General features: G+C 50.5%; 19 protein-coding genes. 9 read left to right on the top strand and 10 right to left on the bottom strand.

Annotated elements, in window-relative coordinates; genetic code table 11:
- Positions 1-41 precede the first annotated feature (41 nt).
- Positions 42-1,670 carry a long-chain fatty acid--CoA ligase gene (locus JOD20_RS14090; RefSeq protein WP_204755874.1) on the bottom strand — a complete coding sequence of 543 codons (1,629 nt, stop codon included), beginning with the start codon at positions 1,668-1,670 and terminating at the stop codon, positions 42-44.
- A gap of 426 nt (positions 1,671-2,096) precedes the next feature.
- On the bottom strand, positions 2,097-3,425 hold the full coding sequence (locus JOD20_RS14085) for an MFS transporter (protein WP_204755873.1): 1,329 nt from the start codon (positions 3,423-3,425) through the stop codon (positions 2,097-2,099).
- Between the two features lie 776 nt (positions 3,426-4,201).
- On the opposite strand from JOD20_RS14085, the gene abc-f reads away from it, so the two are divergent.
- The 8 genes from abc-f to JOD20_RS14045 all read left to right on the top strand — a co-directional run bounded on the left by abc-f (position 4,202) and on the right by JOD20_RS14045 (position 14,959).
- Positions 4,202-5,845, top strand: a complete 1,644-nt coding sequence (abc-f, locus tag JOD20_RS14080; protein WP_204755872.1) for a ribosomal protection-like ABC-F family protein — start codon at positions 4,202-4,204, stop codon at positions 5,843-5,845.
- Positions 5,839-6,657, top strand: a complete 819-nt coding sequence (locus tag JOD20_RS14075; RefSeq protein WP_204755871.1) for a biotin--[acetyl-CoA-carboxylase] ligase — start codon at positions 5,839-5,841, stop codon at positions 6,655-6,657. Before abc-f ends, JOD20_RS14075 begins: the two co-directional genes overlap by 7 nt.
- A gap of 120 nt (positions 6,658-6,777) precedes the next feature.
- Positions 6,778-8,826 carry a hypothetical protein gene (locus JOD20_RS14070; protein ID WP_204755870.1) on the top strand — a complete coding sequence of 683 codons (2,049 nt, stop codon included), beginning with the start codon at positions 6,778-6,780 and terminating at the stop codon, positions 8,824-8,826.
- A gap of 8 nt (positions 8,827-8,834) precedes the next feature.
- A complete protein-coding gene (locus tag JOD20_RS14065) occupies positions 8,835-9,968 on the top strand; it encodes a glycosyltransferase (protein ID WP_338034189.1) in 1,134 nt (377 codons plus the stop codon).
- Positions 9,968-11,158 carry a glycosyltransferase gene (locus JOD20_RS14060; protein WP_204755868.1) on the top strand — a complete coding sequence of 397 codons (1,191 nt, stop codon included), beginning with the start codon at positions 9,968-9,970 and terminating at the stop codon, positions 11,156-11,158. Before JOD20_RS14065 ends, JOD20_RS14060 begins: the two co-directional genes overlap by 1 nt.
- A 50-nt stretch (positions 11,159-11,208) precedes the next feature.
- Complete coding sequence (locus JOD20_RS14055; protein WP_204755867.1) at positions 11,209-12,480, top strand: lipopolysaccharide biosynthesis protein; 1,272 nt, start codon at positions 11,209-11,211, stop codon at positions 12,478-12,480.
- On the top strand, positions 12,450-13,784 hold the full coding sequence (locus JOD20_RS14050) for a polysaccharide pyruvyl transferase family protein (protein WP_204755866.1): 1,335 nt from the start codon (positions 12,450-12,452) through the stop codon (positions 13,782-13,784). Before JOD20_RS14055 ends, JOD20_RS14050 begins: the two co-directional genes overlap by 31 nt.
- Positions 13,785-13,792: 8 nt before the next feature.
- Entirely contained in the window at positions 13,793-14,959 is a 1,167-nt protein-coding gene (locus tag JOD20_RS14045; RefSeq protein WP_204755865.1) for a glycosyltransferase family 4 protein, read from the top strand.
- Here the strand turns inward: JOD20_RS14045 and JOD20_RS14040 are convergent.
- The 3 genes from JOD20_RS14040 to JOD20_RS14030 all read right to left on the bottom strand — a co-directional run bounded on the left by JOD20_RS14040 (position 14,934) and on the right by JOD20_RS14030 (position 17,033).
- A complete protein-coding gene (locus JOD20_RS14040; protein WP_204755864.1) occupies positions 14,934-15,455 on the bottom strand; it encodes a hypothetical protein in 522 nt (173 codons plus the stop codon). The two genes, JOD20_RS14045 and JOD20_RS14040, sit on opposite strands and share 26 nt — an antisense overlap.
- A 31-nt stretch (positions 15,456-15,486) precedes the next feature.
- Complete coding sequence (locus JOD20_RS14035) at positions 15,487-16,227, bottom strand: TylF/MycF/NovP-related O-methyltransferase (protein ID WP_204755863.1); 741 nt, start codon at positions 16,225-16,227, stop codon at positions 15,487-15,489.
- Between the two features lie 86 nt (positions 16,228-16,313).
- Positions 16,314-17,033, bottom strand: a complete 720-nt coding sequence (locus tag JOD20_RS14030) for a class I SAM-dependent methyltransferase (RefSeq protein ID WP_204755862.1) — start codon at positions 17,031-17,033, stop codon at positions 16,314-16,316.
- A 223-nt stretch (positions 17,034-17,256) separates the two neighbouring features.
- Between JOD20_RS14030 and JOD20_RS14025 the strand changes: the two genes are divergently transcribed.
- The gene (locus JOD20_RS14025) at positions 17,257-18,690 is read left to right on the top strand and encodes a hypothetical protein (protein WP_204755861.1); all 1,434 of its coding nucleotides are present in this window, start codon (positions 17,257-17,259) and stop codon (positions 18,688-18,690) included.
- A gap of 112 nt (positions 18,691-18,802) precedes the next feature.
- Here JOD20_RS14025 and JOD20_RS14020 read toward each other — a convergent pair whose 3' ends face one another.
- From JOD20_RS14020 to JOD20_RS14000, 5 genes are all read right to left on the bottom strand, one after another.
- Entirely contained in the window at positions 18,803-19,738 is a 936-nt protein-coding gene (locus JOD20_RS14020; protein ID WP_204755860.1) for a branched-chain amino acid transaminase, read from the bottom strand.
- A gap of 30 nt (positions 19,739-19,768) precedes the next feature.
- Entirely contained in the window at positions 19,769-20,683 is a 915-nt protein-coding gene (locus JOD20_RS14015) for a DMT family transporter (protein WP_204755859.1), read from the bottom strand.
- Positions 20,684-20,772: 89 nt separating this feature from the next.
- Complete coding sequence (pdxR, locus tag JOD20_RS14010) at positions 20,773-22,269, bottom strand: MocR-like pyridoxine biosynthesis transcription factor PdxR (protein WP_204755858.1); 1,497 nt, start codon at positions 22,267-22,269, stop codon at positions 20,773-20,775.
- Positions 22,270-22,352: 83 nt separating this feature from the next.
- A complete protein-coding gene (locus tag JOD20_RS14005; RefSeq protein ID WP_204755857.1) occupies positions 22,353-22,508 on the bottom strand; it encodes a hypothetical protein in 156 nt (51 codons plus the stop codon).
- A gap of 140 nt (positions 22,509-22,648) precedes the next feature.
- Positions 22,649-24,781, bottom strand: a complete 2,133-nt coding sequence (locus JOD20_RS14000) for an ATP-binding protein (protein ID WP_204755856.1) — start codon at positions 24,779-24,781, stop codon at positions 22,649-22,651.
- Between the last annotated feature and the right edge of the window lie 178 nt (positions 24,782-24,959).

Raw genomic sequence — 24,959 nt, 5'->3', positions numbered from 1 at the left:
TAGATCAAACAGGGCGGATGTAACATCCGCCCTGTTTTTATTTAGCCCAGTTCGCCATTGGCATAGCGGGCACGCAAAACTTTTTTATCAAACTTACCAACGCTGGTTTTAGGAATTTCGCTCAGAAAAACAACCCGCTCAGGCAGCCAGAATTTGGCAACCAACGGCTCAAGATAATCCAATAATTCGCTTGGCGCAACCTCGCCAGCATCGTTAGTTAAGACCACACACGCCAGCGGGCGCTCGCTCCAACGCTCATCGGGAATCGCGATCACCGCCGCTTCGGTCACTTTGGCATGGCCCATCAAGGCATTTTCCAATTCGACCGACGAGATCCATTCGCCGCCGCTCTTGACCAAATCTTTGGTGCGGTCGGTAATGCCCAAATAGCCTTCGTGGTTGATTGTGGCCACGTCGCCAGTACGAAACCAGCCATCGGCGGTAAAATGCTCGGCAGTTGGCTCAACTTTGTAATAGCCAGCAGTAACCCACGGGCCACGCGCTTGCAACTCACCCACTGTTGTACCATCCCACGGCAATTCCTCGCCTGCATCGTTGACGATGCGCAGCTCGACTCCACCAATTGGATAGCCTTGTTTGGCGCGTAAATCCCAGCGCTCGGGGTTGCTCAAATTGCGATGTTGCGGTTGCAAACTAGAAATTGTGCCTAGAGGCGAAAGCTCGGTCATGCCCCACGCGTGCAGCACTGGCACACCAAAATCGCGTTCGTAGGCTTCGATTAAGCCGCGTGGCATGGCCGCGCCGCCCACAGCCAAACAGCGCACATGCGAAAAATCGCGTGGTCTAGCCCGCATTTCTTGATACATCGCCGTCCAGATCGTGGGAACGCCAGCAGGAAAGGTAATTTTTTCGTCAGCAATCAAATCGGCCAAGGCTACTGGATTCAAGTGCAAGCCAGGCATCACCAAATCTGCGCCTGCAAACATGGCCGAATAGGGCAAGCCCCACGCCATGGCATGAAATTGAGGGACAACTGGCATCACAATATCATCGGGGGTAAAGGCCAAGGCGGTTGCCTGATTTTCGCCCATCGTATGCAAATAGAGCGAGCGATGGCTATACAACACGCCTTTGGGATTGCCAGTCGTGCCGCTGGTATAGCACAAACCCATTGCTTGGCGTTCGTCAGTCACTGGCCAAGCGAATTCTGCCTCAGCAGCAGCCATCAAATCTTCATAGTGCACAACATTGGGGAAGGGGAGTTCGATGCCAGGTTGGCCATTGATCAAGACAATGGTTTCGACCGCAGGAATGTTATCGGCTAGCTTGGAGAACAACGGCAGCAAGGTCGCATCAACAAAAATCACCTTATCTTCGGCGTGATTGATGATATAGGCCAATTGCTCAGCCGAAAGCCGAATGTTGAGCGTATGGCAGACAGCGCCAGCACAAGGGATTGCATAGTAGAGTTCAAGATGTTGGTAGTTGTTCCATGCAAACGTACCGACTCGATCACCTTGGTTGATGCCAAGTTTGTGGATCACATTCCCTAAGCGTTTAACGCGGTGGTATAAATCGGCGAACGAATAGCGGTGGAGTGAGCCATCTGGTTGCTTGGTTGTCACACGTTTGTGGGGGTAGAGCTTATAAGCGTGGTCGAGCAACCGATCAACGGTCAGCGGATAGTCCATCATCAGGCCACGTAGCATGCAAATGCCTCCTTGCACTCCGAAACGGGTCTGGCTCTCAGCTATAGATTTGCGCCATCATACCATATTGGTAGAACATAGAACAAAGAGCATAGAACATAGGGGGAAGGATGAAGGCAAAAATCAAAAGTCAGAAGTCAAAAGCCCAATCCTAGAAATCTGTGGCGAAAATAGTCCTGCGTGGATCACAATTTTAACGCAGAGGCGCAGAGACACGATGGCTTTGGGCTATTGGCTTTGGGCTATGGGAACGATAATCAAGCCAATCTGTAGAATCTGTGGCGAAAATAATCCTTCGTGTTCTTCGTGCTCTTCGCGGTTACGCTCCTTCGTAATCTTGCTTTAACACAAAGGCGCAGTCGTAACTTTGTTGCTCTGCGCCTCTGCGTTAAAGCATAGCCCAAAATACGCTCTATGTTCTATGTTCTATGCTCTATGTTCTATGCTCTTCGTCCGTGGCTCAGGTAGGCGGCGCGAGAGCAACCAGCCGCCAAAAGCACTGGCAGCGCTGATCCAAAATAATGGCAAATAGCCGAATTGAGCCAGTAGCAAGCCACCCAAAACGGGAAAGAAGGTTGCTACACCCATCAGCGTATTACAAACGCCCACATAAACAGGCCGTTGCTCGGCTGGAGCTAGCTCCATCACATAGGTCAAACTAGCGGTGTTCGAGCCATCAACGCTCAAGCCAATCAGCAAAAAGATTACGCCAAACAGCCAGCCCAAGGCTTCTGGGCCTAAAACATTGGCAAATGGCATAATCAGCAAAGCCCACGTTGGCACGGTAATAATCAACGCGCCAGTTAATACAATCAACAAACGATTGCCACGTTGATCGCCGATGCGTGACCAAACCAGGTTGGATAGGGCTGCGGCGAATACCCGCACCGCCAAATAGACCCCAATCATGCGCGGCGAGACATGCAGCACTTCGCGGGCATACAAAATATAAAATGGGTCGGCCAAGCCACCCAAGCGCGTGACCATGCGCGAAAGCACATATTGGCGAAAGTTGCGGTCGTGCTTGAGCAGCACCGGAATTTTGGCAAACATCTGTCTAGCCGAGATTGCTGCTGGCGGGTTGGTCGTTGGCGGCTCGGCAAATAAGCTAAACGAAATAATGCCAAATCCAATCAGCACAAACGAAATAAACAGCAAAATGCCGTAGTTATGCGGAAAAACCAACGGGCTAGTGCGACTGAGAAGCCAGCCAACCAAGGGACTAACCAAGGCAAACGAAAGCAAACCGCCAATCAAATTGCGCGCGCCAAAAAATTTGCCGCGCTGGCGGGCTGGAATCGTTTTGGCCACCACTTCTTGAAACGCCACCGAGCCAGAGCCGCCAGTAAAGTTGTACATGGCGTAGCCCAGCAAAAACAACGGCAGCAGCACCAAAACCGGCAGACTGGTGGCGTTCCACACCACGAGCACCATCGCCAACCAAATAAAGAAGCGCACAATGCCAACTTGGCGATACACTGGCAGTTTGTAGGTCATGCCTTGCAAACGCCCAGCGCTCAACAATTGCGGCAACAACCAACCGCCCGATTTGAGCGATGGCAATAGGCCAACTACCCACGGCGCAGCACCCAACTCCCGCACAAACACGGTCAAAACCAAATTCGCATCGCTAAATGCGTCGGCTAAAATAAATAAAACTCCATTGGCCACTCCTAAGCGCATGTTGCGGCGCAAAGTTTCTTCATTGCTCGCTCGGGGAGCAATTGGCCGATGAAGTGCTAATTTCCATTGCATAGCACGTTTGTCCTTCGCAACGGGCCGTTTCCCGCTACTTACAAAAAAACGCTCAAGAACCCAGTTGTTCCCGAACATTTGCTGCTGTACGGAGCTGCCGTACCAGATTCAATTAGCGCCCATTCTACTGCGATGTGCTGCGCTATGCAAGTATGCGAAAATGACCATATTGATCCACGAAGCGCACGAAGAGCACGAAGCCTGAAACCGCGAAGGACGCGAAGAGCGCGAAGGGAAATGGCATTTGGCTTTTGGCTAGCGGAAATTCGTTGGAAATATCAATAGTCTTTCGTCTACAACTCATAGCCAATAGCTGTAATGGTACATTGGATGAGCAACTATCCCTCACCCCCAGCCCCTCTCCCACTGAACGCGGGCGAGGGGAGCAGATCCTTTTTTACCATCCAGTGCGGCAGAACCATGCGCTTAAAGCCCCTCGCCCATCGGATAGGAGAGGGGTTGGGGTGAGGGGATCATGCGGTGGCTAACGCAATGAACCAATAGCCAAAAGCCAAAAGCCCTGGATCCTACTCCCTCATAATTCATCCCTCATCCTTATGTTCTATGTTCTTTGCTCTATGCTCTTTTCTGCCTTTTGACTTTTGCTTTCTGCCTTTTGCCTTCATCCTTCGCAAGCCCGATCTTGGGGTGGATGCAGTTGTGCTACACTGAAGTTATTGATTCATTTATGGAGTTACACCAATGAAAATCACCAGTTTGATGATCCTGAATCGCCCTTCGGCCCAAAATAGACTACCCGGGAGATCATCGAACATATGTTATTGCAGATCAACAACCTCAACAAAGCCTATGGCCCACACCAAATCCTCAGCGACATTGCGCTAATCATCAATCGCGGCGAACGAATTGGCTTAGTTGGAGCCAATGGCGTTGGCAAATCAACCCTACTGCGTTTAATTATTGGTCAAGAGCAAGCAGATACTGGCTCGATTCGCTGGGGCGAAGGCTGCGAATATGGCTATTTAACCCAGCAATTAACCAGCCCCGCTGATGTCAATGTTGAGCAATTACTGGCCGCCAGCCAACAACAGCTGAGCGCGCTAAGCCAACAACTTGAGCAATTAAGCATCCAAATGGCAAGCACCGACCCCGATCAACTTTCAGCGATTTTAGAACACTACGGCGATGTGGCCCAACGCTTTGAACTGCGTGGTGGCTACGAGCTTGATCATCGCATCGATCAAGTGCTGCAAGGCCTTGGATTAAGCCATATTCCGCGCAAACGCTCGGTGCAAGAGCTATCTGGCGGCGAGAAAACGCGGCTTGGTTTAGCAGCATTGCTCATTAGCAACCCCGATTTATTGTTGCTCGATGAACCAACCAATCACCTTGATCATCAGGCCAGCGCATGGCTCGAAACTTGGCTTCAATCGCATCTTGGCGCAATTTTGGTGGTTTCGCACGATCGGGCCTTTCTTGATCAAGTGGCAACCACCATTCTTGAGCTTGACGAACATAGCCATCAACTCAAAACGTATCCTGGCAATTACAGCGCTTATTTTGCCGCCAAACAAGCAGAACGCGAACGTTGGGAAGCTGATTATGAGCGTCAGCAGGCCGAAATTCGTCAATTGCAACAGCGCGCCAAAGCCCAAAATCAACAAGTTGCCCATAATCGAGCGCCACGCGATAACGATGGCTTTATTTACCATGCCAAGGGTGAAAATGTGGCGACGGCTGTTTCGCGCAATGTGCGTTCAGCCCAACAAGCGCTCGATCGGATTTTAGCCGACCCGATTGCCGAGCCACCCAAACCACTCACAATCAACCCAACGTTTAACCCCAGCCCCGATGGCAGCCAACAACTGCTCTCAATCGAAGGCCTAGGATACCAACGCGAGCAACAAACTATCCTTGAGCAGATCGATTTGGAATTACGGCCCCGCCAACGGATTCTGATAACCGGAGCCAATGGCAGCGGCAAAACCACATTGCTCGATCTAATCGCAGGCGATTTGCAACCGAGTAGTGGCCAAATTCGCCCTGGGCCAAATTTGCAAATTGGCTATTTACGCCAAGAATATCAGCGCCCCAAGCCTGAGCAAACGCTCTTTGAAGCCTATCGCGAAGGCTTAATTGGCTTCAACAAAGACTTAATCAACGAGCTCGTGTGGTCGGGCTTATTTCGCTATGCTGAGGTTAATCGTCCGGTTGGGGGCATTAGCACAGGCCAGTTGCATAAGTTACAATTAGCCCGCTTGATTGCCTTGCGCGCCAATTTGCTCTTGCTCGATGAACCAACCAACCACCTCAGTTTTGATGTTTTAGAGCAATTCGAGGCCGCGATCAATCAATTTGCTGGGCCGATCATTGCCGTTTCGCACGATCGGCGCTTTATCCAGCAATTTGCTGGCGAGATTTGGCACTTACACGAGGGACGGTTAACGCGCCTATGTTGACATCTTTTGAACAAACAATTATCGAACCAGCCCGCTATCAACTAGAGACGTTGATTATTGGCCAAGAATTGCTAGGCCTCGAACAAACTGCTTCGACCAACAGCCTGATTCGCGAACGGGCCTTTGCTGGCGTAGCCGAAGGCTTGGTGATTGTGGCCAACGAGCAAACCGCAGGCCGTGGGCGACGCGGGCGCAACTGGAGCGCTCCCGCTGGCAGTAGTTTGTTGTTGTCGCTGCTTTTGCGGCCAACCTGGCTGGTGCCAAGCGAAAGCTTTTTGCTAACAATGTTGGCTGCGGTGGCCATCAGCGAGGCAATCGAACGCGAAACTAGCTGTACGGTTGAACTCAAGTGGCCTAACGATCTGCTGATTAACGGGCGCAAACTAGCTGGCATTTTGGTCGAGCTAGAAACCGCTGGCCCCGAACGGTTGCGCTGGGCAGTGATTGGTAGCGGCATTAATGTCAATTGGCAGCCAAGCGATGATCCTACAATTAACCAAGCGGCAACCTCGTTGGCAAGCGAATGTGGCCATGAAGTTGATCGCGCTGGCTTGCTGCGCGCAATTTTGCACAGCTACGATCGCCATTATCTCAATTTGCGCAGCGGTCGCCGCGAAGCATTACGGCAAGCATGGCTGGATCGCTTAACCACCTTGGGCAAAGCGGTCGAGATTGAACTAAGCACGCATAGCTTTGTTGGCGTGGCCGAAGCGGTTGATCAGCATGGTGGTTTGCAGGTGCGCGACAACACAGGCCAACTGCAAACCGTCTATGCAGGCGATGTTAAAGTACGGCCTTTAGCCCAAGCCTAACCACGCTAAAACCCCACAATAGCCTAGCGCTGGCCAAGCCTTAAGGTTTGACAGCGTTTTAGGCTATTGTTATACTCGCCACGTTGTGACACCTGTCACATGAATTAAAGGCCACGATGCATGCAGATCGAATCCCATCCTTCAACTCAGGCGAAGCAATCAGGTTGGCAGCGCTATCAGCCATACTTAACGATTGCCAGCGCAGTGCTAGCCATCATCTTGGCATTGTTCAGCTTTGGCTTTGGGCGCAGCATCAATTGGTTAGCGCTTAATCTCACGCCGATCGTTGGGGTTAGCAGCTTTTTGCTCTTTGTGATGTTAATTCCTGGCTGGGCCGCCATTCGCTGGCTTAGCCCTGCCCAATTGCTCAGCAGAAGCGAACGCTGGGCCTTGAGTTGGTGCGTTGGCATTGCCCTGCCGCCAATCAGCTTAAACCTCTTTGCGCTTGTTGGGCTAGCGATTAATCGCTGGGTTATTTTTGGCTATGCCTTGATCGGGCTACTCGCTGCAATCTGGCCCGCGCCACGCTCAACTTGGACGATGCGGCTTAATCAGCTTAAAACCATCAGGATCAGCGGCCATGGCTGGCTGCTTTTGAGCATTGCCTTGGTGAGCTTGCTGCAACGCATGCTGGCAGTGCGCAATTTAAGCGTCGCCCAATGGAATGATGCCTATCATCATACGCTCATCACGCAGCTCTTTTTAAATAATGGTGGCATTTTCGAGACATGGCAGCCATATGCAGCGTTAAATACATTCAGCTACCACTATGGTTTTCATGCCAATAGTGCCTTTTTGGCCTGGTGGAGCCAGCTCGCCGCCACAACCAGCGTGTTGTATACCGGCCAACTCCACGGCGTTGCCACCACAATCATGGCCTATATGCTTGGGCGACGACTCAGCGGGCGACCTAGCGTGGGCATGATCGCCTTTGCGCTCACCAGCTTCTACAATCTCATGCCTGCTTTTTATGTTAACTGGAGCCGCTTTACTCAATTAACTGGCCAAATTATTTTGGTGGGCTTGGTCGTCGTTTGGTTTATGGCCTTGGAATACCCGCGCTTTTCGTGGAAGTTGCTTGGTTTAGCCACCATTCTGACCACTGGCTTGTTATTGACCCATTATTTGGTAACGCTGTTTGCAGTGGTGATGGTTGCGATGCTAATTTTGGCATTATTAGCCTTGCGCCCTACATTTGAGCAGTTAAAGCAGCTGAGCTTACGCGCAAGCGTCATTACAATCGCCAGCGCGCTGATTGCCGCGCCGTGGCTGTATACGATTATTCAGAGCAAACTCACGGCGATTGCTCGCAACTATGTGACTGGCTATAGTTCGGGCTATGCGGCAACTGTTGCCACGCTCGACCAAATTGTGCCAACCTATATCAAAGCGCCAATTATGCTTTTGGCGGTTATCGGTATTTGGCTGGCTTTTGCCCAACGCGCTTGGCGTATGCTCTTGCTGGTGGTGTGGAGCCTTGGAATCGAGATTTTAGCGGTTCCCTATGTCTTTAATTTGCCGATTAGCGGGATTATTAGTGGCTTCGCAGTCTCAATTATGTTGTATATTCCGATCATTCCCTTAGCCGCCTACCCGCTGGGGCTGTTGCTCGATCGATTCAGCAGCAACTGGTATCTCAAAGGTGTGGCCGTGGTTGGTTTGTATGGCTTGATCGTTTGGTCGACACCATGGCAAACCGCGATTGTGAATGAACAAAATCGGCTATTAACCAGTGCCGATGAGCAAGCGATGGCTTGGATTCGCACAACAACCGAGCCAGATGCACGCTTTTTGATCAACGGGCTATCGAGCTATGGCGATGCCTTGATTATTGCCGATGATGGTGGCATGTGGATTCCCTTCCTGACTGGTCGCCAGACCACCATTCCACCATTAACCTATGGCTCGGAAAAATCCAGCGATCCCAAACTTGATCGCGATGTGTATATGCTGTATGACGCGTTGCGTTCGACAGCTTTAGAAAGCGCCGAAGGCATCGCCTTGCTTCAGAAAAATCAGGTTGATTATATTTATACTGGCCCGCATATGGGCCAGAATGCTCAAAATACCCAGCTGAACATTCAAGCCCTTCGTTATCGGCCAGAGCAATTTCCAATTGTCTACGAGCGTGATGGAGTGGTGATCTTTGCAGTAAAGGCGCAACAATGAAACTGTGTGTGGTTGGACCAACCTATCCCTACCGTGGGGGGATTGCTCATTACACCACGCTTTTGGTCAAACACTTGCGCGAGGTTGGCCATCAGGTGCGATTTTATTCGTATACCCGCCAATATCCGCGCTGGCTTTTTCCAGGCAAAACCGATAAAGACCCGAGCGCAACCCCGTTGCGGGTTGAATGCGAATATGTGCTCGACCCAACCAACCCAATTACTTGGTGGCGCTTGTGCCGCAAAATTCGCGCCGATAATCCCGATTTGGTGGTGTTGCAATGGTGGGTTCCCTACTGGACACCATCGCTGAGCTATATTTCGCGCTGGCTGAAAAAACATACCAAAGCCAAGGTTGTGTATATTTGCCACAACGTCATGCCACATGATGGCGGTGGCTTTTTGGATCGGCGCATGGCTTCGACGGTGCTCAAGCAGGGCGATGCATTAATTGTGCATAGCGACCAAGATTTGCATCGTGCCCAAGCGCTGTTGCCGCAAGCAGCTGTGCTTAAATCGCAGCTGCCAACCTTTGAAGAAGTTGCCAAGCACACCGATGCGGCGGCAATTGAAGGTTTGCGTAGCCAGCTTGGCATCTCCAGCGCGCACGATATTTTGCTATTTTTTGGCTTTGTACGGCCCTACAAAGGCCTCGAATATTTGATTCAAGCCTTGCCATTGGTGGTTAAAGAGCGGCCTGTGCATTTGCTGGTGGTTGGTGAGTTTTGGGCTTCGCCCGAATTTTATCAGCGCTACACCCGCGAGTATGGCGTTGAAGCCAATGTGACCTTTGTCAATCGCTATGTGCCCAACGAAGAGCTTGGCCCCTATTTCGATCTGGCCGATGTCGTGGTCTTGCCCTATATTTCGGCAACCCAAAGCGCGGTAGTGCAATTGGCATTTGGGCTTGGCAAGCCAGTCATCACCACCCGCGTTGGCGGTTTGCACGAAGTTGTGCGTGATGGCGTAAATGGCTTAGTCGTGCCGCCGCAAGATGAAGTAGCCTTGGCCAAGGCAATTGTGCGCTATTTTCAGGAAGAACTTAAAGCGCCGATGACGGCAGCGGTTCAGGCTGAACGCGGCCAACAATTGCATGGCTGGGAAAATCTGATCAGTTGCATTGAACAAATTGGGGCCAAATAATGCGGCGGATCGTGTTTCTGATAACAATGGGCATTGAACGACCGTCGGGCCAGCGCTACTTTAATCTGGCCCGCGAGTTAGTGCGCAATGGCGATCAGGTGCGCATTTTAGCCTTGCACCCCGATTTGGCCCAGTGCCAACAGCGCCGTTTTAAGCAAGATGGCGTTGAAATTTGGTATGTTGGCCAGATGCACTCGCGCAAACGCCATGGTGAGGTGGTGCCATTTTCGCCCTTGCAATTGCTGTGGGTCTTAATCACCGCCACCTTGGGCATGCTTTGGGGCATTTTCTGCTCGCCAGCAGCCATTTATCACCTTGGCAAGCCGCAACCGGTAAATGGATTGGCCGCAGTTTTAGGCGTGCTGCTTGGGCGCGGGCAGCAGTTTTGGGTCGATTGCGATGATGATGAAGTTGGCAGTAATCGGCTCACCAACCAGGCTCAGCGCATGGTCTTTGCTTTTTGGCAATGGCTCTTGCCGCGCTTAGCCAAGGGCGTAACCGTCAATACCCAAGCCTTAGCCGCCCGTATGCTGCAAGCGCGCGTGCCCAAAATCGTCTATGTGCCCAATGGCGTTGATCATAGCTTGTTTCAAGCGCCAGAACCAACAGTTTTGGCTGGTTTGCGCAGCAGTTTGGGCCTTGATGGTAAAAAAGTGATTGCCTACGTTGGCACAATTGCCCTCCACAATCACCCAATCAATTTGTTGCTCGAAGCCTTTGACCTGCAATTAAAACACGATCCCCTGATTTGCGTGCTGCTGATTGGCGGCGGCGAAGATTTGGGCTATGTCCAAAACTGGATTCATGAGCATGGCTATCACGAGCGGATTATGTGCCTTGGCCATCAAGATCGGCGCACGATTCCGACTTGGATGGCGCTTGCCGATGTTACGGTTGATCCCGTGTATGATGATGCAGTGGCGCAAGCGCGTTCGCCGTTGAAGCTATTTGAAAGCTTGGCCTTGGGCATCCCCGCGGTCACTGGTGATGTCGGCGATCGGCGCTTGATTTTGAATTTTGTCGCCGATCGCTTGATTGCGCCTGCTGGCGATGGCTTGGGTTTAGCTCAAACCCTGCAAAGCGTGCTCGCAAGCTGGAGCGATGCAGATCGCCACGCCTGTTTTGAGCGCGCAGCTGACTATGCATGGTCTGCTTTAGCGCTACGTTGGCGCACAGGCTACGAGGAATAATATGCAAACGAGCCGCCTGATCTGGCCCCAACTAACCAGCGAGCAACGCCATGATTAAGGATTCCACTTCAAACCAAGCCACCGCGACCGAAACCCAAGCCACGGCCAAATTACCACGCGCGCGGCTTTTTCAGATTAGCTTTGGGGTGGGCGGCGTTATGTTGGCGCGGCTATTGGGGATTTTCACCCAAATTATTTTGGCCCGCCGCTTAGGTGCCGAGCAATATGGCTTGTTCAACTCGCTGTATGCCTTACTGAACCCATTAATTATTCTGGCCAATTTGGGCTTGGATAATTGGCTGCTGCGCCAAAGCTCCGATCGGGTGCTGCTGAATAAATCGGTAAGTCGGGTTTTTGCTTTGCGTGGCTTTGTGCTGGCTGGGCTATTATTGGCCGCCGCGCCGTTTGTGAGCATGCGCAACCCTGCCTTTACGCCGCACTTGATCGCCTTGGCCTGCGCAGGCATTATTGGCGATTTATTGGTTGGTACCGCCGATACCGCGTTGCGGGCTTCGATTCAGGTGCTCAAAGCCTCTAGCCTGCAAATTGTCGTCGCGCTAAGCTTATTTGTGCCAATTTGGTTTACGCCCCAATTGCCATTCTCAACCGTGGTGATCTATCGCTGTATTGCGGTGGCGCTGGGTTTTGGCCTCAGCGTGTACTATTTGCATGGCATTTTGCGCTGGGTTTGGCAACCGCGCCAATGGATTAATACGATTCGCGAGGCCCGCTTCTACTTTGTTTCCGAAGTTATGGCCTATTTGACCTTGCGCGTCGACCTCTTTTTGGTGGCCTTGCTCTTACCAACGATTAATTCAGGGATTTATGCACCGCCGCTGGCAATTATCAACAACACATTTTTAGTGCCGAGCATTACCGCCCAAATTTTGCTGCCAATGATCGTCAAGCATTCGCCAAAATCGCCACTCTATCGGCGGGTGATTCGCTTGGCAATTGGCTTGAGCGTGCTCTATGGCTTGGCATGGTTCGCCTTGCTCACATGGTATTCCGATTGGATTATCAACCTGATGTATGGCGCGCAATATGCCGATGCAATTCCATTGTTGCAGATTATGGCGATAATTCCCTTGCTCAAGAGCCTCAATTTTTGCTGGGCGACCTTTATGGTTTCCAACGATCAGCAGCCATTGCGGGTCAAATTGCAAACCATCGGCGCGACTATTAGCATTCTCGGTAATTTCGTGGTGATTCCGTTGTATGGCTTGCAAGGCGTGGCGATTATTAATATGATCACCGAAATTGCCCTGTTTATTTCGTATGGATATGGTGCTTGGCTAACCTATCAGAAAGTGATGCGATGAAGGTTTTGTTGTTAAACGCCCATTCGCCGCAAAATGCTGGCGATTTGGCCTTGCTTGAGCAATCGTTGGCCCATTTGCAAGCGGCCTTTCCCCACGCCGATTTGAGTTATGTGATCAATCAGCCAGAGCCAGCCGCTTGGCTGCCAGCCAATGTGCCCTACATTCGTTCGATTCACGAGCATAAAACCAATTTGATCAAAGATGCGCCCAAGCCCCGGCGCAAATGGCTGATGCTGGGCTTGGCAATTTGGTTGGTCAGCATCAGTTTAATCTATCGCTGGACAGGCCTCAAACTCAAGCCACGGGCAAGCAGTGCGTGGCGCGAATTACTTGATCATTATTTTGAGGCCGACGTAACTGCGGCAATTGGCGGTGGTTATTTGTATGCCACCAAAGCCTTTGACCTCAACTATATTTGGGTTTGGTTGGGTGTGGCCTTGCCTGTGATGATGGGCAAGCCGTTGGTGCTGTTGCCGCAATCGTTTGGGCCAGTTACTGGCAAGCTCAACCAACTACTTTTGGCGTGGCTGGTCAATCGCTCGGTGCTAGCCTATGCTCGCGAGGAGCGCTCGCAGCAGTATTTGTATAGCATCGGGGTTAATCAACCAGTCCATGTTGTGCCCGATGTAGCCTTCAATTGCCCAACTGTCGAGCCAGCCCAGGCCGAAGCCTATTTGGCAGAATGGTGGCAACCAGCCAAACGCCCAGCGTTATTGGTTGGCATTACAGCGATGGATTTTGGCATTCAGCATCCAGGCTCTGGCTTTAGTCATGGTCAGCGCTACGAACAAGCATTGCTCGATTTGATTCAGCATATCAGCCAGCGCGACGATGTGCATATCTTGGTGTTTGCCCAATGTGTGGGCGCAAGCGAGGCCGAGGATGATCGGGTGGTGGCGCGGCGTTTGCTGGCCCAACTACCTGCTGAAACCCCAATTACCTTTATTGATGATCGCTTGCAACCAGCCATGCTCAAGCAATTGTATAGCCAGCTTGATTTGCTGGTGGCAACTCGTTTGCATTCGGCAATTTTTGCCTTGAGCAGCAACACACCAAGTTTTGTGATTGGCTATTTGCACAAATCGGCGGGCGTAATGCAGATGCTCGGCTTAGCAGATTATCAAATTCCGATTGAATCGATTGCGAGTGCCAACCTTATCAGCGCATTCGACCAAACCGTTGCCGCGCGCAGCTTGATTAAAACCCTGATGCGCAGCACGATTCCCAGCCTGCAAAGCCAACTAGAGCGCTTGCCCAGCCAAATTCGGGCAGCGGTTGGCGATTGGTTAAGAGGAGCAAAGTAGCAAAGTATATGGATAAAATAACTGTCGCTCATGTGATTACTGGTTTTGCCAGCGCCGAAGGTGCTGGTGGCTCAGCGCTATTTGGCATCGAAGTTGCCCGCGCCTTAGATAAAAGCCGCTTTCGGCCAATTGTCTGTGGCATTCACCGCTACGATGCGCCATCCGAGCAGCGCTGGCTCGAAACCTTGGCTGCTGAAGGCATCGAAACCAGAATTATGGTGCCAGAACGCAGAAAATTGCGCTACGATATGGTGCGTTTTAGTGCCCTCTTCAATCAACTCATTCAAGAACAAGCAGTTGATATTATTCATACCCATGTCGAACGAATTGAATTTTTCATTAGCCTGCAAAAACTGTTGCACCCAAGCTACTACCCCAAATTAGTACGCACCCTGCACATCAATTCGATGTGGGTAACGAGGCCGTTGGTGCGGCGCTTGATGAACATTGCCTACACCCAATTGTTTAGCGAAGAAATTGCGATTTCGCAAGCCACCAAAACGATGCTTGATAACCGCATGGCAGCACGAGTTTTTGGGCGTTCAGCGACGCTGATTCAAAATAGCCTCCCTTTGGCTCGCTTGCAAAAATTCGATTTACCAAAGCAGCACACCCCGTTTAGCCCACCACGCTTCTTATTAATTGGCCGCCTAGAAATTCAAAAAGCCCAAGATATTTTTATTCAAGCGGCGGCCTTGGTGCTGCAACACGCTCCAGATGCAGAATTTTGGCTCGCAGGTGAGGGCACGCAAGAAGCCAATTTCCGCCAGCTTGCAGCCAATTTAGCGATTGAGCATGCCATAACATTCCTTGGACCACGCGATGATATTCCCGAAGTCTTGAGCCACGTTGATGTATTGGTTTCAACGTCGCGCTGGGAAGGCTTTGCAACCGTTATTTTGGAAGCAATGGCTGCGCGCACCCCAATTATTGCCAGCGATATTGGCGGCAACAACGAGCAAGTTGTCGATGGCGAGACGGGGCTATTGGTCGAGGCCGAAAATGCGAGTGCTGTAGCCGAAGCCATGATTTGGATGCTGGAACATCCTAGCGAAGCGGCACTCATGGGCCAGCGCGGCTACGAGTGGGGGCAGCAGTTCACGATGGAACGCACTGCTGCCCAGTATGAGGCAATCTACGAACGGCTGATTAGGGAGCAAAAATATCGACCTTGATTGCGCCGAGATCAAGCTTTTGATCGCTTTTCGGATCAATCACCATCGTTACCTGATCGGGGCCAAGTAACACCTTATAGTTGCCAAAGACATCGCCGACCACCACAACATAACGATGGGGTGGAATATTTTCAAAGACAAAATCGCCTTGATCATCAGCAACGGTGATTGGGCTATGAGCGGTATTGAGCACAAAATTGGTTTCGCCCTTTTCATTATCATAGGCTTCAGCCAATTGAATAGGAACTTGGCTATAGGGTTGATTGTTGGTTGGGTTGCTGACATTGCCAAAAACCGTAGTCCGGCCACTTTCAGGATCTTTAATTTGGCTCAAATCGCGATCTTCGGCGATCATGAGGGTTGGGGTTGGCAAGGTTCCAACCGTTGGCAAGGAACTGTTAGCGGTTGGCAATGGGTTGGTTGTAGCAGGCAAACTACTATCGCTACAGCCAGCCAACGCTCCAAGGATCAAGCCTGTCAAAAGAATTTTGCGCATAGACAATGTACCTCTTTCCTAAAACATGAAATTAGCGCCGAGTAATATGCAAGCGACTTTTATGCTCAAAGCGAAATTCAGCTTGGCGATTACGGAAGAAATCATCGATCGCCTGGCGACAACCAGACCAACTCTCATAATCGTCGATGACCAAGATGCCACCTTGAACCAAATACGGCACAATTCGTTCAAGACAAACCATCACTGAATCGTACCAATCACAATCAATATGGGCGAAAGCGACCGGCTGATCGATGTGTAAGCTATCTTCGTATAAGCCCTTTACGAGGCTTACATGATGTTGCTCAATGGGGTAGCCTGCTTCGGCAAAGGCCGCAATTACCTTTTGATCAAGCGCCTCTTCGTAGCCATAGTAGCGCCGATTCCCCAGCCCAGGCGATTTGCCGGTACTAATCACTTCGTATCGTTGATGCACATCATGGCCATCACGCTCTGAAGGTGGCGGAATCATGCCAAAAACATCGTAAATGGCAAATGGACGTTGTTTGGCTTTGACACTGGTAATCACAATCGCCGAGCCACCAGCAGCACAGCCCAATTCGAGCATTTGGCCAGCGATGCCCGCTTGTTCAAGCTCACGTACTGCCAAGCCGAGATCGATCAAGGCTGCTTGATCAAGATAGGTTAAGTGCTGTTTTTGGACATGGCTGATTGCACTTACCAGCTTTGGGTGTACCCGATTGAGCGTACTCAAGCGCCATGAATTGATCAGTTTTGACGAGCTATTCTTTAATCGTGCTTTGATTCCCAAATCTGGCAACTCCTCGTTAATCGCGCGAAATTAACCCCTCTAAACAGCCTTAAACCAGCTAATTAACCCAAAAGGATTAGTCGGTTTTAAGCGGGTTTACGGGCGATTAGCGCATAATTTTTGCACATTCCAGCCTCAGTAAATTTATATTGCAAATCGAGGCGACTAAATAGTAACGATGTAGCGACGAGGATTGGGCGCAACAACAGTGCAGTAAAACTACCGCCTAAGCCTGCCCAACCGCCGCCATAAAAGCGAGGATTGAGCCGCAAACTGCGCACCGCTAAATCAGCTTGATAGGCCAAGGTTCCATAATAGCCTTCAAGCCATTGGGTTTGCTCAACCTGAAAGCCAGCTTGGGTTAACTGCTGCTTAAAGCCAAACTGCGTATAGCGATAAAAATCAAACGGCACTTCATGCTCTTCATAGAACAAAGGAGCCGAAAGCCAAAGGGTGCCATTCGGCTTGAGCAGCCGCAGCATCTCAGTTAATACCAGCTGAGGATTGGGCAAATGCTCCAATACTTGGGTCAGCAAAATCAAATCGTAACGCTCATTTTCAACCGGAACAGCGGCCAAATCGCAGACATACGTCATTGGAGCGTAGGCTTTATCAACTTGGCAGAAATCGGCTGATTCATAGGTTACGTGCTGAAAAAAGCGCTGATAGGCAGCATCGCCAGCACCAGCATCGAGCATGCGTTGGCCTGGTTGCAGGCTTTTGGCGGCCTGCTGAACAAATTGCTCAAGGTAAACGCGCGATGAGTTTTTGGCATAACGGCGCAGAATTTTTGGCAAAATTGCCATAGCAAGTTCCTAAAACAATATTTAACGAAATCGCTGCCAAGCATACCATGCTGTCAAGGCCACAGCAAACCTAGCGAGGAACGATTAAACCGATCAATAATCCCCGATTAGCCAAGATGGAGTATTGCACTGAACCTATGATCTTGTGATACTATAGCCAGCATCCAAGGGAATACCTACGAAGTGTTTAGGTAAATTAACGGTCTTATAAAGGAGTTCATCCATGACGTTTGCGAAGCTGCGTGTCCGGGCAATGATGGTTGCCTTGTTGCTTTCAATCTTTGCAGTAGGCGGTCGGGGCGTATCAGCTCAAACCAATGCCTATGCAACCGCCTTCACTACCTCAATTACCTACCAAAACATTGGTGCTGGTGTAGCAAACATTAACTTGGTTGTTTACAGCTCAACTGGTACTGCATCACCAGTTCCATCATCAACCTTGGCTCAAAATGGCGCTGGCTCGTTCTTCGTTGGCTCAGTTAGCAGCTTCGGCACGAGCTTCAATGGTTCAGCAGTTATCTCAGCTGATCAACCAATTGCTGCAACCTTGGTCCAAATTCCAGCAGCAGCCTCAGTTGTGAAAAACCGCCCATTGTCGAATGGTTTCTCAAGCGGTTCACCAACCGTTTTGATTCCAACCGTTTTGAAGTCATTTGCTAACTACACCAGCAAATTTGTCATTCAAAACACCGACTCAGTTGCGAACGATTTCAAGATTGAATTCGTGACCCCAACTGGCGTTGTTTACACCGCTAACCCAACCAACATCTTGCCAAACGCTTCAGTCTATTATGATGCTGGCACGATTGCTGAATTGACCGCAACCTTCAATGGTTCAGTTCGCGTAACCGCCACCAAGAATGGCACCAGCAACCCTGGTAGCGCTGTTGGTACGGCACTTGAATTGCAAACCAACGGTGCTGGTGCATATGCTTCACAAGCATTCCCATCAACCGCTGCTGCAAACAAAGTCTACATGGCAAGCGCCCTCTGTAACTTGGTGATTCCAAGCGGTGCAACCACCTCGTTCTATGCAGTGCAAAATGCTGGTACTTCAGCAGCTAGCGTTACCGTTACCTATGTTGGTACCGCTAATGGCACACCAGTTAACGTAACGTCACCAGCTGTATCGATTCCTGCTGGCGCTAAAGCTAGCTTCAATCCATGTAGCCAAGGCTCAACCACGTTGGCACCAAACAACTTCAATGGCTCAGCAACCATCAACTCAAACCAACCAATCTTGGCGATTGGCAAGGTTACTGGTGGTGGCTTGTACACCGCATTCGAAGGTGCAACCGCTGGTAGCGCCAAGATTGCATTGCCATACGTTCGCTGGTTGAGCGCAGCTCAAGGTGGCCAACAAACCTTCATTGCTATCCAAAATGTTGGTACCACTGCTGCAACCAACGTCACCGTCAAGTACTACAACGCAAGTGGTGCATTGATTGGGACCCAAACCATCGCAAACATCGCCCCTGGCGCTAAAGCTAGCTCAAACCCAACCTTGGCAACCCCAAGCGCTGCCGGTATGGGTGTTGGTGGCGGTTCAGCCGTGGTTGAAGGCGCAGGCGCTAGCTTGATTGTTGTTACCCGCGTAACTTCACCAGTTGGCACAAGCACCACCGGCGAAGACTACAACGGTATTCCTTTCAACTAGGCTAAAACCTTTGAGGATTCCCTTGGGCCTGCTCCAGCAATGGAGCAGGCTTTTTTGTGCATATAAAAACGCCAGTTCACATGAACTGGCGTTTTTGCTTGGTTCGCTGAGTTTATGCCAAGACAGAACTATAGACTGGGCTGCACCATTCGCGGCGCTTGGCATCTTGGCCATGGGTTGCTGCATAATACAAGCTGCGAAGTTGCGTGAAGATTGGGCCAATCTCGCCATTGCCAACCGCCCGATGATCAACCTCGACCACAGGCGTAACTTCCACACCCGTGCCACAGAAGAAGATTTCATCGGCTGCATAAAGCTCGGTACGATCAATCGTGCGCTCAACAACCTGCAAGCCAAGCTCCTCAGTGGCGAGTTGCTTGATGACATGGCGGGTAATGCCTTCCAGAATGTTGTCGGTAATGCCTGGGGTGTACAATACGCCATTGCGCACCACATAGATGTTTTCGGCGCTACCTTCGCAAACATGGCCATCTTGGGTCAAAACAATGCCTTCATCAAAGCCATTTTGCATGGCCTCGCTCTTAACCAGCGCTGAATTGACATACGATCCAGTAGCTTTGAGGCGGGCTGGAATCGCATTATCATCAATTCTGCGCCATGAGCTAATGCCAACTTTCAAGCCAGCTTCTTTTTCAATATATTTGCCGAATGGAATCGCCCAAATCGTAAAATCGTCGCTGATGTCGTGCAAACGCACCCCAATGCCTTCAAACGATTTGTAGGCCAATGGGCGGATATAGACATCGCTGCGAAATTCTTCGCGCCGCAATAATTCGAGCGTGGTTTCAACCAGTTGCTCCACCGTGTAGGGCAAGCGAATTTGCAGCACTTTGCACGAGCGCAACAAGCGTTCGTAGTGGGCTTGCAAATGAAACACATATAATTGCTCGTCGGCTTCGTTCCAATAGGCCCGAATGCCTTCAAAACAGCCAGTGCCATAATTCAAGGCATGGTTCATAACACTGACTTTGGCATCAGCAATCGGCACAATTTCCCCTTTGAAAAAGGCAAAACGATTGGTTGACATAGCTACTCCTTAATTGTAGGCAAGAATTAATTAGCTGCTGGAAGCGGCCACGCTCTGACGACGAAATGGCCATTTGCCATTGACAATGATCACGCCCAGCAAAATCAAACATAAACCAATCAGCATATCACTGCGAATGGCTTCATTCAAAAACAGCCAGCCCCAAAAAATCGCGAAGATTGGCAAAATATAGGTCACTTGCGAGGTACGCGCTGCCCCAACCTGTTTAACCAACCAGAAATAGAGAATCTGGGCAATTGCAGTGCCTAAAATGGCCAAGCCAAACAGCGAGCCAAGCGAAACTAAACTCGGCGTTTGCCAGCTGTTATGGTCAACTACAATTGCGATTGGCAAGAGCATCAGCGCGCCACTCGCCATTTGGCCAAACGCTGGAATCAGGGCTGGTAAGCCGCCAAAAGTGCGGCGCACATACAACGTGCCAATCCCATACATCGCGGAAGCAATAATACAGGCAATTTGGCCCCACGTATCCAAGCTATCAATGTTGCCAATTGAGCGCGAAAATAAATACACGACCCCAGCGAAGCCCAGCAAAATGCCAAAGGTGCGCACCCCGGTCAGGCGTTCTGAGCGTACAAAGCTAAACGCCAGAATCACTGTCCATAACGGTGTCGTCGCATTATAGATCGAAGCCAGCCCACTAGCGTTGGCACCCATTTTGTGCTCGCCCCAGGCAAAGAGGCAGTAGGGCAAGGCGGCGTTGATAAACCCAACAAAGCCCAGCGAATACCAAAGCTTGCGCTCACGGGGCAAACTAATTTTTTGCCAGCGCAACACTGCATAAATTAACACCGCAGCAATTGCCAGCCGCAGAAACACAAAGCTAATTGGCGGAATTGTTTCTACGCCCAGCCGAATGAATAAAAACGACGCTCCCCAAACTAACGCTAAAATCATCAATACGCCCATTTGCCGCAGTGTCATACCACAATTTCCTTCCTTGCAAGCCAGCAATCTATCGATGAACCAAGGCGGAGCAGTGCTGTTCCAGCATTGTTTTGGAATTCACCAGATTACATGAGTGGTGTGGTTTCGCGCCAAGCCCGCGCAGCAAGTTGGCCGCAACGCAAGACATGGCGGGTCAAAACATCGCCCAATAGGCGAATTCCACGATCAATTAATTCTGGTGATTGGGTGGCAAAACAAAGCCGCAGGTGCGCATTGCGCGGCGGTTGGGGAAAGAAGACATTGCCGAGCGTTACGCCAACGCCTGCTTCAATCGCCTCGGTATAAATATCGGTGCCATTCAATCCAGCAGGCAAGGTCAGCCAATAGCATAACCCGCCGCGTGGATGCGTCCATTGAATATCACGGGGACAATAGCGGTTGAGCGCCCGTTCCATAGCATCGCGACGCTCGCGATAGAGTTCGCGCACATAGCGCAGATGGGCTGCCAACTGGCCGCGCCCAAGGTAATCGGCCAAGGCCCGTTGCAGCAACGGCGAGCAATGCAAATCGTTGCCACGTTTGGCAGCAAGCAATGGGTGCAACAGCTCATCGCGGGCAACCAAATAGCCCAAACGCAAGCCAGGGGTCAAAATTTTGGAGAAACTGCCAAGATACACCACCCGCCCATTGGTATCGCGGGATTTGATTGGGTGCGGTGGCTGGGTATCATAGCTCAACGGCCCATACACATCATCTTCTAAAATAATCAGATTATGCTCTTCGGCCAAGTGTAATAGCGCTGCTTGGCGTTCTGGTGCAAGGCAAACGCCGGTTGGATTGTGAAAGGTTGGCACGGTGTAGAGCAAGCGTGGTTTGTATTCGCACAAGACCCGTTGCAAAATATCCAGCCGCAAGCCTTGCTCATCCAAGGGAATGCCGATCAGACGCACGCCCAACGCTGTCGCTTGTTCGATAAAACCTAAGTAGGTTGGTTCTTCGACCAACACCACATCGCCTTGACGCACAAAGGCCTTTAATGCCAACGCCACGCCTTGTTGCGCGCCAGTCGTAACCAGCACATGATCGGGCGAGGTCACTACATTGCGATCAAGCAACCACGTTGCAATCGCTTCGCGCAAACATAATTCGCCTTGGGTTGGGCCATAGCCTAGAGCACTTGGGTCTCGCAGGGCTTGTTGAATTGCCCGACCAATTTCGCGCACTGGAAAGGTTTCTTCTGCTGGTGAGGCTTGGGCAAAGGAGATCAGGTTGGGCTGTTGGGCCAAACGCAGCATATCAGCCAGCATGCCTTGGCTAATCCATGGGGTTTGCAGCTCGTCAACAGCGCGTTGGCGTAGCTCGTATTCGGGAATAATTGGCTTCGAGCGTTCGGCGACGAAGGTTCCACGGCCAACGTAGGCCTCAACCCAACCACTCGCTTGTAACTCACTATAGGCATTGTGGACAGTCAAGCGAGTAAGGCCAAGGGATTCGGCTAAATCGCGCACTGGTGGCAATTTGGTGCCAGCTGGCAAAGAGCCACTCCGAATCCGTTCTTGTAATTGTTCGGACAATTGGATGTAGAGTGGCTTGGCATGTTGGCGATCGAGCTGAAATTCCATGGTTGGCCTTTCTGTGGAAGGATTGGCAATTAAAGACAATGGCGTAGAACTCTATTGTACCAGCCCTACGCCATTATTGTCATTTAGGCCATAACAAGTGAAAAGACAAGTAGGACAATTGGTAGGACAATAAAGACATTCAGCGGGTTTTTGATTGTCCAATGACTTTCTGTATCGATTGGCATCCATGATTGTTGACTTGCTGGGCTAAATATATTGGTTGATTCTTGCTTATACATCGCATTAGTTCCTTTTTGTTGTGACTATTGTCTGCAACTAATGTACCATTTAGCCAACATATTGTAGAGTGACAATTCTACATTGTACCCTAGGACATATTGTCAACATTTGTTAATAAATGAGGATAGTTTGAGGTATTTTAGGCTTGTAGGGGCAAATAAATCGTGAAAACACTGCCTTGACCAATTTGGCTTGTCACGTCGATAGTGCCACCGTGGAGATCGACAATTTCTTTGACGACGAAGAGGCCAATGCCCAGCCCTGCCACATGGCTGCGGGCTGCATTACTGGCGCGATAGAAGCGGGTAAATAAATTTGGCAAGGCTTCCGCTGGAATGCCAATCCCATGGTCGCGAATCTCGACAATCGCTTGCTGCGCATTGCGATCAACTCGCACCAGCACTTCGGTTTGCTCGGGACTATATTTGAGCGCATTGTTGATCAAATTGATAAATACTTGCTCCAAGCGCATTGAGTCGCCCGTGACTTGAATTGGTTGGCTAGTCAGGCATTGGTAGCGAATCTGATGATGGTCGGTTGTCAGCGCCAAATCATTGACCAAATTGTGCACCAGTTGGGCCAAATCAATCTGATCGTGCTGCATATCAAGCTGGCCCATTTCAATTCGTGAAACATCGAGCAAGGCCGTGACCATTTTGTTCATGCGATTGGCTTGGGCTTCGATTGCTTGCAACGAACGTTGAAGCCGTTCATCTTCATAGTTGAGGCGTTCTAGGCGGCGCAAGCTTAATTGCGATTGGCCAAGCAACGTCGTCAGCGGGTTTTTCAACTCGTGCGAGGCAATCGATAAAAACACATCGCGCAGACGGACTGCATCTTGGGCTTGACGATAGAGATGCGCCTGCTCAAGCGCCAAAATCATGCGTTGGCCAAGTTCTTCGGCCAATTCAAAATCAATCTGGTCAAAATCGCGTTCAGCATGCACAAAGACAATCGCCCCACTTAGTTGATGTTGATCTTTAAATGGGATGATAATTGCTGATTGATAGCCCTGTGGCAAGGCGTGATCGATGATTTGGGCTTGGCCGCTGGCAATTGCTGGGGCAAAAGCTGGGTGTTCGTGCCAATCGATCAATGGTTGCTCAGCGCTGCTATAACTGGTCATTGGCTCATCGTCGGGGTCGAGCACGAGATACAAGCCGCAGGCCGTGCTAAAACTTGGGGTTGGCACAGCAGCGCTGGTTGCTAAAACCTGGCTCAAATCGATCGTTGAGGCCAATTGATTATGTAATGTGCGGAGCAAACGTTGGCCAAATTCATCGCGATAGCGCTCGGTTACATCGCGAAACACCATCACCACGCCAATCACCTGTTGCTCGCGATCGTAAATTGGCGCAGCGCTATCCTCAATTGCAACAAAATCATTGCCTTGGCGCATCACCACCGAATTGCTTAAGGTAACAATTTCTTCGTGTTCCAAGGCGGTATTCACTGGATGAGCAAGCGCTTGTTTGCTGATGGGATCGAAAATCGCCGCTACCTCATTGATTGATTTGCCCAGCGCTTGGGCTTCGGGCCAGCCAGTGATGGTGCTGGCGATGTGGTTCATAAAGGTAATTTGGCCAGCGGTATCGGTGGTTAATACTGCATCACCGATGCTCGCGAGGGTTACGGCAAACCATTCGCGTTGGTTGCGCAACTCATTGGCGGCTTCGTCGCGCTGGCGTGCATCGCGCTTGGTCAACACCATGGTGCCAATCACAAAGGCACTGGCGATTAAAGTGGCGAAGGCCAAAGCAAACCCAGCTCGTTGCACGTTGAGTTTGGTTTGAGCAGCGCGTTCAAGTGCCCGATTATTTTCACGGATCAACAAGCCATTGACAATTTGACGAATTGTATCCATATATTCTTTGCCTTGATTTTCCAGCACAATAATTTGGGCTGCTTCAAAGCCTTGCGTGCGCCGCAACTCGATTGTTGTAACGAGCTCTTGTTGTTGCTGTTGAATCAAGTTTTTTAAATCTGGAAGCCGCGAATAAAAAATTGGACGGGTCGTACTATTAGATTCAATCTCAGCAATTAATCCAGGTAGCTCAATTTGGGCAATTTTGTAGGGTTCTAAATACTGCTCGCTGCCAGTAATAATAAAGCCACGTTGAGCGGTTTCTGCATCGGTCAACAAGGCTAAAAGCCGATTTAAGCGATTGGTCATCGTTTCCGATTCAATTACATTCGCATTATTGGCTTGAATGGTTAACAGATATTGCCATGACAGAAGGCCATTGACGATAATGATAAATGCTGCTAGCATGAACCAACGAGTTAACTTGTGTGATCCTACTGTTTTCATTGTAGACCATCTCAACACATTCCGACCCCACGTTCAATAACCATGAGATGCAAGCAGTTCTACCGAATCATCGCCTAGCGAGCTTTGACCGACGTTATAACTGTCGTCATAAAGCGCTGTTGCAGCGATTGCAACCTAT

This window comes from Herpetosiphon giganteus, assembly GCF_016907925.1.
Classification (GTDB): domain Bacteria; phylum Chloroflexota; class Chloroflexia; order Chloroflexales; family Herpetosiphonaceae; genus Herpetosiphon; species Herpetosiphon giganteus.
Note: the sequence above shows the minus strand (reverse complement) of the source record. Positions and strands in the feature narration are given on the sequence as shown.